The following is a 13694-nucleotide window of genomic DNA, read 5'->3' as shown; positions in this document are numbered from 1 at the left end:
GGGGCGACGCTTCAACGTCGCACCTCCATTTTCCGGCGACGGTAGCGGGACTCGACCGTGGCCCTCGAGATCGGTCACCACTCTCCCTGCCGCGGCCGCCGCGAGGGGGCATCCCGGGCGTCGTGGGACCGCTTCCCGCAGACCCTGAACGCTCGGACCAAGGTCTTAACCTCACCCAGCCAGTATCGGGCAGTATGCAACACGTGAAGATTCCGCAGGACCGCATCGGCGTCCTCATCGGCGAGGGCGGCGAGACGATGCGCGAGATCGAAGCGGAAGCGGAAGTGCGACTCGACATCGATTCGGAGAACGGCTCCGTCGCCGTCGAGACCGTCGGCGATCCCGTCCGCGGGCTCAAGGGCCCCGAGATCGTCCGCGCCGTCGGCCGCGGCTTCGCGCCCGACGCGGCGCTGCGCCTGCTCGAGGACGACATGATGCTGTTTGACGTCGTCGACATCGACGCCGCCGCCCGCAACAAGAACGACATGAAACGCAAGAAGGGCCGACTCATCGGTGAAGGCGGTCGGACCCGCGAACTCATGGAGGAACTCACCGGCGCCGACGTCGTCATCTACGGCTCGACGCTCGGCATCATTGGGACGCCCGAACAGGTCGACGTCGTCCGCAGCGCCGCCGAGATGCTCCTTGACGGCGCGCCCCACGGCGCGGTGTACTCCTTCCTCGAAGAGAAACACAACGAGATGAAACACCAGGGGATGGAGTACCACCGGTTCCCGGGCGGCCAGTCCTAATTTCGAGGTCTCGATTTCATCGACCGCTCTCTACGAACGGTCTCTTTCGCCGCCGAATAGAACGGCGTGAGTTCCCGCCGCGAGTCACATGTGTTTCGCGAGGTTCTCCGGCAGGTCGACCTCTTCGCGGTCGCACATATTCTCGAGGCGACGGGCGATGAGGAACGCGGCCACGTCGCCGGCCGTCGCCACGTACGCACCAACGAGGTCACCGAGGACAGCCCGGCCGTCGCGTTCGACGTCGACGACGGTCCCGTCGCCGTCGACGACGAGTCCGTCGACCGAGTCGGCGCACTCGACCGCGTCCGCCGGCCCCAGAATGTCCTTCTCCCGGTCGATCGCGGCCTGAATCAGCACGGTGTATCCGGGAGTTTCGTCCGTCATGGACATGGGTTAGGCGCTCTCGCCCGTCGCGGCGGACGCGGGGTTGCAGTTACAGTGACTCATTGGTGATAACCTCAATGGCGATGCTCTGGTGGTGGACGTCCTGGCGCATGAGCGACCGCGGATCGTCGTTCCACAGCGGGTTCGGCGTCGCGATCTCTCCGTAGCTGTAGAAGCCGGCGACGGGAACGTCCGGGCCGACGCGCTCCCTGACGATGTCGATTTCGGCGTTTCGCGTCTCCTCGTTTGACAGGTGGTACCAGCGGCAGTTGCAGTCGAACACCAGCACGGCCGCGATATCGTCCGGCCCGCCGGCGGCCGTCAGCGCCCGATCGACGGCGGTCTCGACGCCGTCGAGGACCGCGTCGGCCGACGTATCCATGACGGTCAGTTCCTGACCCTCCTCGAGCGGTTTCTCGCCGACGATCATCGACCCCGTTTCCTCGTCGACGTCAGTGATTATCGCGATGTGGCTCTCCTTGCCGTCGTCGTCCGTTCCGAGCGGGTGGGTCATCAGGAAGTGTTCCTGGGTTACCCGGTCGCCGTAGCGGTCGCGGTAGGCCTCCAGTGCGGGTCTGTCGTCGAGTTCGTAGAGGCGGTTGTCCTCGGCGCTCGTCACGGTGAACGTGTGCTCGGTCTCGCGCAGGCCGTTGGCGACGCCGATGCCGGTCTTGACGTCGACATCCATCGCAGCGACGGCCATCGAGTCCTCGACCGGTTCGCCGTCCCGGTAGATCCACGTCGAATCGAGCTTCCAGTCGTCCCCGGCGAACCCGCCGGAGACGTGCGCCCAGCCCAGCGCGTCCTGAACGCCGATCAGGGCCCACTCCTTGCTGCCGGTCAGGCCCGGGCCGAACGCGTTCACGAGCAGCTTCGGATACCACCGCCGCCGGCCCGACTCGGACACCGAAACCGACGTCGGGACGGGACCGTCGTCGAGGTCGTCCATGGCCGCCGAGGCCGCTTCCATCCCCGCCTTTCTCGAGAACTCGGCGAACCCCGATGCGGACCCGACGCCGGGGTGAATACCGTCGCCCGCGAGCGCGAGCACGACGACGCTTTCGGTGTACGACTGCGCGTGGGCGATTTCGCCGGCCGTCGAACAACCGACGACCGGACAGTCGAGTTGGGCCTCGATACCGCTGAGTAACGCGGTCTGGTCATACTCGCTCGAGCCGAACGCGTACGCGATCCGTTCCTCACCGCCGAGGTCGTCTCGTGCGGCACGGGCTGCGCGGCGGCCGGCCGCCGTCGAGTCGTCGTCGGTCGCGTGGCCGACTCCGGCGAGAATCTCACTCATCGATGCTAAGGCAAGGATGGAAGTACACTCACATAAACGTACTGTCCGTCACAACGGCTGAGACGTCTTCGGCGCCGCGAGTCGGCGACGGGCGAAGCGCCAGTGAAAGCCGCACGCGACCGGCTGCGGGCTCCCGTCGTCAACCCCACAATGACTATGCCGGTTCGTTACTATCTGCAACGCAATGTCCGATCCCGATCCGCTGTCGGACATCGATGCCGTCGAGGCCGTACTGGCCGACGAGTCGCCGACGACCCGCGACGGGTTGCTGGTGGCGCTGGCGTCGAACCGGAGCCGTTCGACGGCGGAGATCGCCGCACTTACCGGACTCTCGAGCGACGCCGTCGAGCAGTGGGTCGAGGCGCTCGACGTCGAGGGTCCGCCGGCGGAGAGGGACGACGGTGGCGACGGTGACGACGGTGACGACGGTGGGGCCGGTCGATCCCGGTTCGAGGTCGTCGACGCGGCCGTCCGATCGTTGGTCAAGTCGGAAACGATCGACGGGATCACGGAGCCGGTGACCGACGTCGCGAACGAATTCTTCGGAACGACCGCGGTCGCCGTCTACCGGTACGACGGTCTCCGATCGGAACTCGTACCCGAGATTGTCACGCCCGCGGCCGACGCCCGCTTCGAGACCGAACCGATCGCCGAAGGGGGAGATCCGTGGTGGTCGGCGTTCCGATCCGACGACCCGACCGCCGTGGCGTCGACCGAGCTCGTCGTCCCATCCGAGACGCTGGGGATCGTCCGCCTCGGCGGTCTCAACGCCGACGCGGTAGACGAGATTGACGTCCGAACGTTCCGACCGATCGCGACGGCGGCCATCGGCGCAATCGAGCGCCGCCGCCGAATCCGGACCCTCGAGGACGACCGCGCCGAACTCAAGGGAAAGAACGAGGACCTCCAGGACTTCGCGAACATCGTCTCCCACGACCTGCGGAACCCGCTGTCCGTCGCCGAGGGCTATCTCGATCTAGCCGTCGAGACCGGCGACGAGGAGTACGTCCAGGAGGTCGAGGACGCCCACGAGCGCATCGATCGAATCATCGAACACACGCTGACGCTGGCCCGGCAGGGACAGGGGATCGACGACGCCGAGCCCGTCAATCTCGAGTTGATTGCGCGACGGGCCTGGAGAACCGTCGAAACGCCGGACGCGACGCTCAACGTCGCCGACTCGATGACGTTCGACGCCGATCCGGACCGGCTCCGACAGCTGTTCGAGAACCTGTTTCGAAATGCCGTCGAACACGGTTCCACAGACCCAGACACACAGGACGACGACAGCGAACCCGGCGAGACCGACGACGAACTCGTCGTCACCGTCGGAACGCTCGAGGAAGGAAACGGGTTTTTCGTCGCCGACGACGGTCCCGGTATCCCGGCTTCGGAGCGGTCCCGAATCTTCGAGCGGGGGTACACCGACAGCGACGACGGGACCGGCTTCGGGCTTCATATCGTCCGCGAGATCGTCGACGCCCACCGCTGGAGCATCTCCGTGACTGACAGCGATTCCGGCGGCGCCCGATTCGAGATCGACGGGGTGTGAGAAACCCCCGTACGGAACGGGGACCGACCACAGCATAAACAAAAGACCTATATAGAATAACAATCAATCGTTCCCTTGACTATGGCTCAGCAGATGGGTAACCAGCCCCTTATCGTTCTCTCGGAGGAAAGCCAGCGTACCTCCGGAAAAGACGCGCAGTCGATGAACATTCAGGCCGGGAAAGCCGTCGCCGAGTCCGTACGGACCACGCTGGGTCCGAAGGGGATGGACAAGATGCTCGTCGACTCGACGGGCAACGTCATCGTCACGAACGACGGTGTCACCCTGCTGTCGGAGATGGAGATCGACCACCCGGCGGCCGACATGATCGTCGAAGTCGCCGAGACGCAGGAGGACGAGGTCGGCGACGGTACCACCTCCGCCGTCGTCGTCGCTGGCGAACTCCTCAGCCAGGCCGAGGAGCTCCTCGACCAGGACATCCACGCAACCACCCTCGCCCAGGGGTACCGACAGGCCGCCGAAGAGGCCACTGAAGCCCTCGAAGAGATCGCCATCGACGTCGCCGAGGACGACGACGAAATTCTCGAGCAGATCGCCGCCACGGCGATGACCGGGAAGGGCGCAGAGAGCGCCCGCGACCTGCTGTCCCGACTCGTCGTCGAGGCCGTCCAGGCCGTCGCGGACGACGACGGCGTCGACACGGACAACATTAAAGTCGAGAAAGTCGTCGGCGGTTCCATCGAGGAGTCCGAGCTCGTCGAAGGCGTCATCATTGACAAGGAGCGCGTCTCCGACAGCATGCCGTACTTCGCCGAGGACGCCGATGTCGCGATCATCGACGGCGACCTCGAGATCAAGGAGACCGAGATCGACGCCGAGGTCAACGTCACCGACCCCGACCAGCTCGAGCAGTTCTTAGAGCAGGAGGAGGCCCAGCTTCAGGAGATGGCCGAGAAAGTCGCCGAGGCCGGCGCCGACGTCGTCTTCGTCGACGGCGGCATCGACGACATGGCCCAGCACTACCTCGCCCAGGAAGGCATCATCGCCGTCCGCCGCGTCAAAGCGAGCGACCAGTCCCAGCTCGCCCGCGCGACCGGCGCCACGCCCGTCTCTTCCGTCGACGACCTCTCCGAGGACGACCTCGGCTTCGCCGGGAGCGTCGCCCAGAAGGAGATCGCCGGCGACCAGCGCATCTTCGTCGAGGACGTCGACGACGCCAAGGCCGTCACCCTCATCCTCCGCGGCGGCACCGACCACGTCATCGACGAGGTCGACCGCGCCATCGAGGACTCCCTCGGCGTCGTGCGAACGACCCTCGAGGACGGCAAGGTCGTCGCCGGCGGCGGCGCCCCCGAAGTCGACCTCTCGCTCTCGCTGCGCGACTACGCCGACTCCGTCGGCGGCCGCGAGCAGCTCGCTGTCGAAGCCTTCGCGGACGCCCTCGAGGTCATCCCGCGCACGCTGGCCGAGAACGCCGGCCTCGATCCCATCGACTCGCTGGTCGAGCTGCGCGCCGACCACGACGGCGGCGAGACCAGCTCCGGTCTCGACGCCTACACGGGCGACACCATCGACATGGCCGAGGAAGGCGTCTACGAGCCGCTGCGCGTGAAGACCCAGGCCATCGAGTCCGCCACCGAGGCGGCCGTCATGCTGCTGCGCATCGACGACGTCATCGCCGCCGGTGACCTCGCGGTCGCCGACGACGACGATGACGAAGACATGCCCGCCGGCGGCCCCGGCGGCATGGGCGGCGGCATGGGCGGTATGGGCGGCGGCATGGGCGGCATGATGTAAGCCCAGCTTTTACGCTGCGCTCACTCGCTCACGCCGCTCGCTCGTTCGCTCGGTAAAACCTGGACCAAAAGCACTCCTCGCTCCCGATGGTCGCTCGTCGGCCCGAGCGCGGCGCCGTGCGCCGCGCTCGGTGAATGGCATCGTTCGGGTTCTCCGAACGGCTCACGGACGCGAAGCGTTCGTTCGCCTTTCCGCGGCGCGTGGCGCCGCGCTCCGCTCACTCGCCGACGCTCGACTCGGGGCAAGTTTGACGGGCGATAGGCCGCTCGAGTCGCCCACTGCAGCCGGCCCATTTCATCGATCTCTCTTTCGTCGTCGCTCCCGAATCCGTATTTCTGCGGTTCGTGCTGAACAGTAGTTCAGACGGACCGATCGAGGAGCAATGACTGATAGTTCCGGCTGATACTACCCCTCACATAGACACCTCTGTGAAAATTATTATTAATGACTAGATAGTAACGTATATACCAGTGACATAATCATACAGTATATTGTTTGCTAATAATCCAGTCGAGATGAAATTGAGAGTTGATGAATAGACGAAACTTCAGCCAGTTGGGCCCGTATCCGGCGCTTCTGCATTCGCCACCACTGGCTCAGCAGCACGTCATAGTGAAGGTCCGCGATAATCCAAACGATCCATTTGAGCAGGACTCGGAACCCGAAGAGTGCACCGGGGACCTGTTCAATCTCACCGAGAAATACTGCAGGAATTCATCAAGGAAATGGTTTAAGCGGGCATAAGAATCGCGAAATAGCTTCACTACCACCAAATATCAAAAAATGAAATCTGACTTACAGACAGTCGGTCTCGCTTTCCTCGTTGTCGGGATGATGAGTTTCGCCGGATGTGGCATGTTTACGGACTACTCTGGATCGGTCAGTGACCCAACCACCGGTACAGTGATCACGAACGCAACGGTTGAAGTCGATGATCCGATGGAAGGCGCACTCTGGACGGTCGAATATGAGATCAACGATAGCCGAAATCGTACGTACGAGATCGAACATTATATGGTCATAAACGGCACGCCTGAGTATCGGTGGGCAACCACGCTCGACCCGGACGAAAATACCGTGTCAGAGCGAATCGGCGTTCCATCCTCCGAACAGGAGGCCGAACGACATCAATTACGAATCGTCCGAAACGAGACGGGTGCCGACCCAACGGTCGTCGACAGTGTGAACGTGACAGTTCGCGCAGAGTAGTGCGACTCAAAGATTAGTTTGGACCTCTTTCGGTTCCCTTCTTAGGGAAAGATAGTTTCGACTGGTCGCATTTTCTGGTTTCGCGCACGTCATCGACGGGTGTGCATCCTTGAACCCGGCTTCAGTTCATTCGGGGTGGACCTGCAGTGGGACCAACATGCGGACCGACCGATCATTTAGACGAATTCGCCACTCTTGATTCGGTTTTTCGAAATTTATCACTCGAGGCTCATCCTCCGTCTGCTCGCAACATTCACGTTGGTCTGATCACAATTTACTGGCGTGACGAACGACGCCGACAGAAAGCGCGACGTTGCGACGACCTTCGGGAACGCAACGGACGGCTATCTAGACAGCGCCGTCTTCGAGGAGGGCGCCGACCTCGAGCGACTCGTCGACTGGACAGCGGGCGCAACGCGGGCACTCGACGTAGCTACTGGTGCGGGCCACGTCGCCAGTGCCGTCGCCGAACGGGACGTCACGCGGGTCGTCGCGGCGGACCTCTCCCCCGAGATGGTCGCGACGGCGACGAGCGAGTACGACGGCCTCGAGGGGGCTGTCACCGACGCCGAACGTCTCCCCTTCGCGACGGATTCGTTTGACGCGGTCACCTGCCGCTTTGCCGCCCATCACTTTCCGGACCCCGAGTCGTTCCTCGCGGAGGTCAAGCGCGTGCTGGCGCCGGACGGCGTCCTCGCCTTCGAGGACCTCGCGGTTCCTGACGATTCGGAACTCGCTGATTACGTCAACCGGATCGAGCGACTCCGCGATCCCGGCCACGCCGAGACCTACTCCCCGGCGCAGTGGCGCAACTGGCTCGAGGCCGCGGGGCTGACCCTCGACGCGGCCCACGAGACGAGCCGACGGCTCGAGGTCGACGCGTGGCTCGAGCGGATGGACGTGCCCGACGACCGTCGACGGGAGATCAGGTCGCTGCTGTCGAACGTGCCGGCCGAACTCGAGGACACGTTCGACTTCCGGTGCGCCGACGACGGCGAGCGGTTGGAATCGTACCGCACCGGCGTCGTGCTGCTTCGGGCGCGGGCCTGACGACCCCCGGTCGAGACGGTGTCGATGAGACGTGCGGGTAGACGACGCGACGGACGGCTACCGTCTACCACGGGAACAGCGGCGGCAGATGGACCGCCACCGTCGACGCTGTCAGTTCGTCGCCGTCCTCGCCGTAGGCCATCGCGGGATAGCGGCCGATCGAGGTGGCGTGGTCGAGATACTGTTCGTAGCCCGTCCGCGTGTGCGGGGAGAACGGCGAACGGAGGTCCTGCTCCTCGAGCGCCCACTGGCCGAACCGCTCGTTGCCGTTCTCGTTCTGCCGCCACTCGCCGCCCTCGAGGCGGCTCCCCTCCTCGAATTCGGTTTCGCCGCGCTTCCGGTCGTCGACGTAGAGGTAGTGTTTGGGGTACGGGCTGACGTCCCAGACGCGGGCGAGACTCGTCCCGTCGGCCATCACCGCGAGCTCGAGGAACGTGTACATCGTCGGCGGTTGGACGATGAACGCGGGGACCGCTTCGGTCTCCATCCCCGCCGTCTCGAGGAACTCGACCGGCCCGAGTTCGTAGAACTTCTCGCGCATGATCTCGATGTACGTGTCGCTCCCGCCGAAGAGGACGGACGCGCGCACGCCCTCGATCCCGTCGACCGCCTCGCGGACGGCGTCACTCTCGAATCGCTTGTCCGCCACGTCGGCCCGGAGCTTGTCCTTCCCGTCGAACCAGTCGAGGTCATCGCGCTCGATAATGTCCCTGACAACGTTCTCCTCGCCCACCTCGCCCTCGACGCCGACGTACGACGGCTTCTCGTTCGCGTTCGTCGTCCGGGTGACGCTCGAGTCGACGACGGTCCGGCCGTCCTCGGTCGAAAAGGAGAGTTCGAGCTCGTTCGCGAGACGGTACTGGCGCAGCCCCTCGTCGAACTCCGGGAGCTGCTTTCGAATCTCGCGGACCGTCTCGAGGTCGTCAGGGAGGTCAGTCGCGGCGTCGGCGACGAACCACGCGTCGAGGCACTTGCCGTCGTAGTCGGGCATCGCGCTGTCGAGCGCGTCGCCGCCCTCCGTGGTGTTCTCGCTGTGGCCGGGCAGCAGCGTGATCGTCGCCGCCGAGGTTGCGCGCTCGATCATCAGGACCACCCCTCGCCGAACTCGATCTCGGTATCCGCAACGGTGAGCAGATACCGGTCCGCGCCGAGCGTCTCGAACCGGTAGGGCTCGGTCTCGCCGTCGTCGAAGACGAACGTGCCCGTCTCTCCGCCGTCGAACGCCTCGGTCACCTCGGTCCGGACGTACGGGCCGTGGTCGAACTGGAGGTCCCGCATCGTCGCCGCGAGTCGGGCGTTCCCCACGGGATCGACCGAGGCGGTCGCGCGGACGTCGTCGACGACGATGTCGCCGCGGGCGGCGATCGTTCCGTCTGCCGGATCGCCGTCGATCGGATACCAGCCGATCTCGAGGCGGGAGACCGCGTCCAGGAGACCGAGGTCGACGTCGCTTGCGTCCCAGTAGAGACGGCCCGGCGTCGCCTGCGGGACCGTCACCGGCTCGGACGCGGCGACCGGCTCCCCCGTCGAGCCGTCCGCGAGGAGATCGGTCGAGCGATAGAGTCTCCACTGAAAGGCGACGCGGGCGTCGGTCCCGTCGAGTCGGCCCGGCGTGACGTCGGCGACGAAGTACGGATGCGTCGCGAGGTCGAGGTCGGCGACCGGCCGCGAGATTGCCGGTTCTGTCTCGCCGTCGACGGCGGCCTCGAGGGCGTACTCGCCCTCGGTGACCGCCACCGGGCGCTCGTCTCGGCCGACCCGCGACAGCACGAGGTCGCCCTCGGGGCGCCACTCCTCGAGCGACGACTCGAAGGTGCCGAACGAAATCTCGTCGATCGCGTCGAGCGCGGCCGCGTCGGAAACGCCGTATTTCGACGCGAGCGCCCCGATCGCGGCGACGCCGGTTCCCGCGACTGTCGATAGCACGCTCCGGCGAGACGTCCGAACCACTCTCTCGTTTCCGAACATTACCCGAAGCGTGACACTCCTGCCCGTATTAAGGTACGTGTAGCGAGAACGTCGCCATCCGACGCCGGACTACGCGCAGGCTGTCGGTTCAGGACGAACTAAGTGTCTTCCCGCGATATTTGCCAGCATGAACACGCTTCTGTTGGACAGCGAGGACGTCGACGAATACGCCGCGCTCGGCGACGTCATCGACGCCGTCGAGCAGGCCTTCGCGGCCTTCGAGCGCGGAGACACCCAGATGCCCGCGAAGTCCTATATCGACCTCCCACGGTACAACGGCGACTTCCGGTCGATGCCCGCCTATCTCGATACGGGCGACTGGGACGCCGCCGGGCTGAAGTGGGTCAACGTCCACCCCGACAACCCCGCGGACCACGACCTGCCGACGGTCCTGGGAACGATGATCTACTCCGATCCCGAGACCGCCTTCCCGTTGGCGATCATGGACGGGACGACGCTCACGATGAAGCGGACGGGGGCCGCCGCGGCCGTCGCGACCGACCACCTCGCCGTCGAGGACGCCTCGAGTCTCGGCATCGTCGGCGCCGGCGTCCAGTCGTACACGCAACTGCGGGCGATCAGCGAAGTGCGGTCGATCGAAGAGGTCGTCATCGCGGATCAGGACGAGGACCGCGTCCGGCGGTTCGTCGAGACCTTCGAGGACGAGTTCGACGTCCGCGCTGGCTCGATTTCCGAGGCCGGCCACTGCGACATCCTCTCGACGGTGACGCCCGTGGAGAGTCCCATCGTCGGCCTCGCGGACGTCGGCGAGGACACCCACATTAACGCCATCGGCGCCGACGCCGCGGGGAAACACGAACTGAGCGACGACCTCCTGCTCGACGCGACGATCGTCATCGACGACCACGAGCAGTGTACCCACTCCGGCGAAATCAACGTCCCCTACGGCGAGGGCACCCTGACCGACGACGACATTCACGCCGAAATCGGCGAGGTCGTCGTCGGCGCGAAGGAGGGGCGGACCGACGGGACCGGGATCACCGTTTTCGATTCGACGGGACTGGCCATCCAGGACGTCGCGGCGGCCCACGTCGTCTACGACCGCGCAAGCGACGCGGGGAAGGGGCTGTCCTTCGATCTCGTCGGCGCCGGAGACGCCGCGCAGTAGCGGTCGCCGCTCGAGCGGACCGCTCACGACGGATACGGGCTGAAAAAGTACGTAACCGCTCGAAGCGGTCAGTCGTCCGTCTCAGCGGGGTGCGGCCCGGCGTCCTCGACGTCGGTTCCGAACGCCGTCTCCCGCAGGTCGGCCTCGATCTCCTCGAGCGACCGTCCCTTCGTTTCGGGGACGAGTTGGTAGCAGAAGACGAGCGCGAACAGCGTCAGCACGCCGTACAGCCAGAACGTGCCGGACTGGCCGAAGACGTCGACGAGTCGGAGGAACGTCAGCGAGACGATCAGGTTCGCGGCCCAGTTTAAGACCGTGACGACGCCCATCGCCGTCCCGCGGATCTCCATCGGGTAGATCTCCGATATCATGAGCCAGAACACGGGACCGAGCCCGATCGCGAAGAAGGCGACGTACAGCATCAGGCTCCCGGTCGCGAGCAAGCCGAGTCCCCCGGAGAGTCCGGGTAAGTAGAACACGGCACCGAGGATCGCGAGCATGACGGTCATGCCGCCCAGCCCCGAGAGCAACAGCGGTCGCCGACCGAGTCGGTCCATCAACAGGACCGCGACGACGGTCATCGCGACGTTGACGGCGCCGATGCCGACGGTCGCGAGGATCGAGACGTTATCCGTGAAGCCGGTCGACTCGAGGATCGTCGGCGCGTAGTACATCACCGTGTTGATGCCGGTGACCTGCTGGAACACTGCCAGTCCGATCCCCACGACGAGCATCGGGCGTACCCACGCCTGAAGCAGGTCGCGGAGGGTTCCAGACTCGGTCTGGATGTTCTTTTTGATCTCGCGAAGTTCGCCAGCCACCTGACTCTCGGTGCGCGTGCGGGAGAGCACGTCGCGGGCGTCGTCTTCGCGACCCCGCTCGTAGAGCCATCTGGGACTCTCGGGCATGAAGAGCATGCCGGCGAACAGGATCGCCGCGGGGACCATCCCGAGGCCGAGCATCCAGCGCCACTGGCCGCCCTCGGAGAGCGCGTAGTTCACGAGGTAGGCGATGAGGATCCCGCTCGTGATCGTCAACTGGTTCAGCGAAACCAGCGAGCCGCGGATCTTCGGAGGCGAAATCTCCGAGATGTACAGCGGCCCGACGACGGACGCAAAGCCGACGCCGATCCCGTCGACGATGCGACCGAGGATGAGCACCTCGACCGTCGGCGCGACGGCCATGATGAGCGACCCGACGAAGAAGACGACGGCGCCGACCAGGATGAGGCGCCGACGACCGAGTCGGTCGGCTAGTCGGCCGCCGAACGCGGCGCCGACGATCGCACCGATCATCGCACCGCTGACGATGACCCCTTCGACGAGCGAGGGGTTCATCGAGTAGCCGAATATCGTTGCCAGTTCGAACGTCTCCCGGATGTAGAGCATCGCACCGGAAATGACGCCCGTATCGAAACCGAACAATAAGCCGTTGAGCGCGGCCAGCGCCGCGACGACGTAGACGAACGGATTTCGTTCGTCGACCGAACCGCCGGTCGATGTTGCAGTCATGGGTGATTAGCCAATATAATTATCTCGGATCATAGTTAACAAAGTCTCCGATCTTCTTCGGGAGGTGTTGACCCACAGTCAGGAGAGCCCAAACCCTCGAGCAACGTCGAGAGCCCGCCGGCTGCGGTCGGCAGCGGACGGTCCGCCGCCGCCGGATCGACTGTCCTCACTCCTCACGGAGTCGCCGCGGAATCGACCCTGTCATCGGGAGTTCGTCGCAGTAGTAGACGACCGGATCGCCGGTCGGCTCCGGCAGGTCGTTGACCTCGAACATGGTGTTTTCGTTGATCGTCACTTCGCCGGGCCGAAGGGGCCACCGCTCGTGGGCGATTTCGCCGGTCAGGACCCCCCTGTCTTCGGCGGCGTACAATCGACGGCGTTCGACGAGCCAGTGGGCGAGCGTGTCCGGTTCGGGACGAAAGACGTCGCCGTCGGGGCGATACGTCGCGTCGAAGCGAGCCCGCGGCGCGTCCTCGTCAAACCGCGGCCGCGCGCCGGCCGCGGTCTGGCTCCGCGTACTCGAGAAGAGGACGTCGCCGCTGTCGGCGCTGACTCGCATGTGCGCGTGATAGACCGGAAGCCGCGTCGTTCGGCCGACGATCGCGGCGATCAACGGGCTCCCGACGTCGATACTGAAGAAGAACAGGCCCGGGTCGCCGCGGTACCGGACGTACGTCCGGACGTTGAGTTCGGCGACGGCCGTTCTGGTAAACGGCGGCGCGCCGCGTATTCCAACCTTCGTGAGCACGAACGGCAACACGCTGAGCCAGGCGTCGCCGTCTCGCGTCTCGAGCGTCAGTTGGTCGGGAACGTGCGGACGGAGGGCGTCGGCGTCGACGGGCCAGTTGACGAACGACCCATCGCGCCACGTCATCGAGGCGACGTGTGGCGCGGTCGGGGTCGAGCCGTCGGCGAAGTCCCACCGAAAGGGATCAGTTCGCGGTCGTATTCGGCGTCGTGTCTGTCTGTTGTTGTGATCCGTCATCCTCGAGAGCCAGTCCTGCGGACTGTGGTCCCGAATACGAGGAGCGATCGGATAAAGGAGACAGTCGACTGTCAGCTTCGATTGAAGTCTCGAACG

The 13694-nt window shown here is 65.2% G+C and carries 12 protein-coding genes; 6 read left to right on the top strand and 6 right to left on the bottom strand.

What is annotated here, in order from left to right; translation table 11 throughout:
• Window positions 1–194: 194 nt before the first annotated feature.
• On the top strand, window positions 195–752 hold the full coding sequence (locus tag EH209_RS17760; protein WP_126664174.1) for a KH domain-containing protein: 558 nt from the start codon (window positions 195–197) through the stop codon (window positions 750–752).
• A gap of 84 nt (window positions 753–836) precedes the next feature.
• Here the strand turns inward: EH209_RS17760 and EH209_RS17755 are convergent, their stop codons facing one another.
• Window positions 837–1136: a hypothetical protein gene (locus tag EH209_RS17755; RefSeq protein WP_229380245.1), complete on the bottom strand. Its 300-nt coding sequence runs from the start codon at window positions 1134–1136 to the stop codon at window positions 837–839.
• A gap of 49 nt (window positions 1137–1185) precedes the next feature.
• The gene (locus EH209_RS17750; protein WP_126664172.1) at window positions 1186–2436 is read right to left on the bottom strand and encodes an FIST signal transduction protein; all 1251 of its coding nucleotides are present in this window, start codon (window positions 2434–2436) and stop codon (window positions 1186–1188) included.
• 184 nt (window positions 2437–2620) lie between these two features.
• Here EH209_RS17750 and EH209_RS17745 point away from each other — a divergent pair, with 184 nt between their 5' ends.
• The 4 genes from EH209_RS17745 (at window position 2621) to EH209_RS17730 (ending at window position 8005) form a co-directional block, all read left to right on the top strand.
• The gene (locus EH209_RS17745; protein WP_126664171.1) at window positions 2621–3988 is read left to right on the top strand and encodes a sensor histidine kinase; all 1368 of its coding nucleotides are present in this window, start codon (window positions 2621–2623) and stop codon (window positions 3986–3988) included.
• Between the two features lie 93 nt (window positions 3989–4081).
• The gene (gene thsA / locus EH209_RS17740; protein ID WP_126664170.1) at window positions 4082–5746 is read left to right on the top strand and encodes a thermosome subunit alpha; all 1665 of its coding nucleotides are present in this window, start codon (window positions 4082–4084) and stop codon (window positions 5744–5746) included.
• An 855-nt stretch (window positions 5747–6601) separates the two neighbouring features.
• On the top strand, window positions 6602–6955 hold the full coding sequence (locus EH209_RS17735) for a hypothetical protein (protein ID WP_126664169.1): 354 nt from the start codon (window positions 6602–6604) through the stop codon (window positions 6953–6955).
• A 282-nt stretch (window positions 6956–7237) separates the two neighbouring features.
• Window positions 7238–8005, top strand: a complete 768-nt coding sequence (locus EH209_RS17730) for a class I SAM-dependent methyltransferase (RefSeq protein ID WP_126664168.1) — start codon at window positions 7238–7240, stop codon at window positions 8003–8005.
• 64 nt (window positions 8006–8069) lie between these two features.
• Here the strand turns inward: EH209_RS17730 and EH209_RS17725 are convergent, their stop codons facing one another.
• Both EH209_RS17725 and EH209_RS17720 read right to left on the bottom strand, forming a co-directional pair.
• Window positions 8070–9089: a hypothetical protein gene (locus EH209_RS17725; RefSeq protein WP_126664167.1), complete on the bottom strand. Its 1020-nt coding sequence runs from the start codon at window positions 9087–9089 to the stop codon at window positions 8070–8072.
• Window positions 9089–9931: a hypothetical protein gene (locus EH209_RS17720; RefSeq protein ID WP_249038830.1), complete on the bottom strand. Its 843-nt coding sequence runs from the start codon at window positions 9929–9931 to the stop codon at window positions 9089–9091. Before EH209_RS17720 ends, EH209_RS17725 begins: the two co-directional genes overlap by 1 nt.
• A gap of 169 nt (window positions 9932–10100) precedes the next feature.
• Between EH209_RS17720 and EH209_RS17715 the strand changes: the two genes are divergently transcribed.
• Entirely contained in the window at window positions 10101–11102 is a 1002-nt protein-coding gene (locus EH209_RS17715) for an ornithine cyclodeaminase family protein (RefSeq protein WP_126664166.1), read from the top strand.
• 68 nt (window positions 11103–11170) lie between these two features.
• Here EH209_RS17715 and EH209_RS17710 read toward each other — a convergent pair whose 3' ends face one another.
• Complete coding sequence (locus tag EH209_RS17710) at window positions 11171–12613, bottom strand: sugar porter family MFS transporter (protein ID WP_126664165.1); 1443 nt, start codon at window positions 12611–12613, stop codon at window positions 11171–11173.
• A gap of 166 nt (window positions 12614–12779) precedes the next feature.
• Window positions 12780–13598, bottom strand: a complete 819-nt coding sequence (locus EH209_RS17705; protein WP_126664164.1) for a YqjF family protein — start codon at window positions 13596–13598, stop codon at window positions 12780–12782.
• Window positions 13599–13694 lie beyond the last annotated feature (96 nt).

Origin of the sequence: Haloterrigena salifodinae (assembly GCF_003977755.1) — an archaeon.
GTDB lineage: Archaea > Halobacteriota > Halobacteria > Halobacteriales > Natrialbaceae > Haloterrigena > Haloterrigena salifodinae.
Note: the sequence above shows the minus strand (reverse complement) of the source record. Positions and strands in the feature narration are given on the sequence as shown.

Bases quoted from the DNA above. Each gene is read 5' to 3' on its own strand.
- EH209_RS17760 (WP_126664174.1), top strand. From the start codon at position 195: ATGCAACACGTGAAGATTCCGCAGGACCGCATCGGCGTCCTCATCGGC.
- EH209_RS17755 (WP_229380245.1), bottom strand. From the start codon at position 1,136: ATGACGGACGAAACTCCCGGATACACCGTGCTGATTCAGGCCGCGATC.
- EH209_RS17750 (WP_126664172.1), bottom strand. From the start codon at position 2,436: ATGAGTGAGATTCTCGCCGGAGTCGGCCACGCGACCGACGACGACTCG.
- EH209_RS17745 (WP_126664171.1), top strand. From the start codon at position 2,621: ATGTCCGATCCCGATCCGCTGTCGGACATCGATGCCGTCGAGGCCGTA.
- thsA (WP_126664170.1), top strand. From the start codon at position 4,082: ATGGGTAACCAGCCCCTTATCGTTCTCTCGGAGGAAAGCCAGCGTACC.
- EH209_RS17735 (WP_126664169.1), top strand. From the start codon at position 6,602: ATGTTTACGGACTACTCTGGATCGGTCAGTGACCCAACCACCGGTACA.
- EH209_RS17725 (WP_126664167.1), bottom strand. From the start codon at position 9,089: ATGATCGAGCGCGCAACCTCGGCGGCGACGATCACGCTGCTGCCCGGC.
- EH209_RS17715 (WP_126664166.1), top strand. From the start codon at position 10,101: ATGAACACGCTTCTGTTGGACAGCGAGGACGTCGACGAATACGCCGCG.
- EH209_RS17710 (WP_126664165.1), bottom strand. From the start codon at position 12,613: ATGACTGCAACATCGACCGGCGGTTCGGTCGACGAACGAAATCCGTTC.
- EH209_RS17705 (WP_126664164.1), bottom strand. From the start codon at position 13,598: ATGACGGATCACAACAACAGACAGACACGACGCCGAATACGACCGCGA.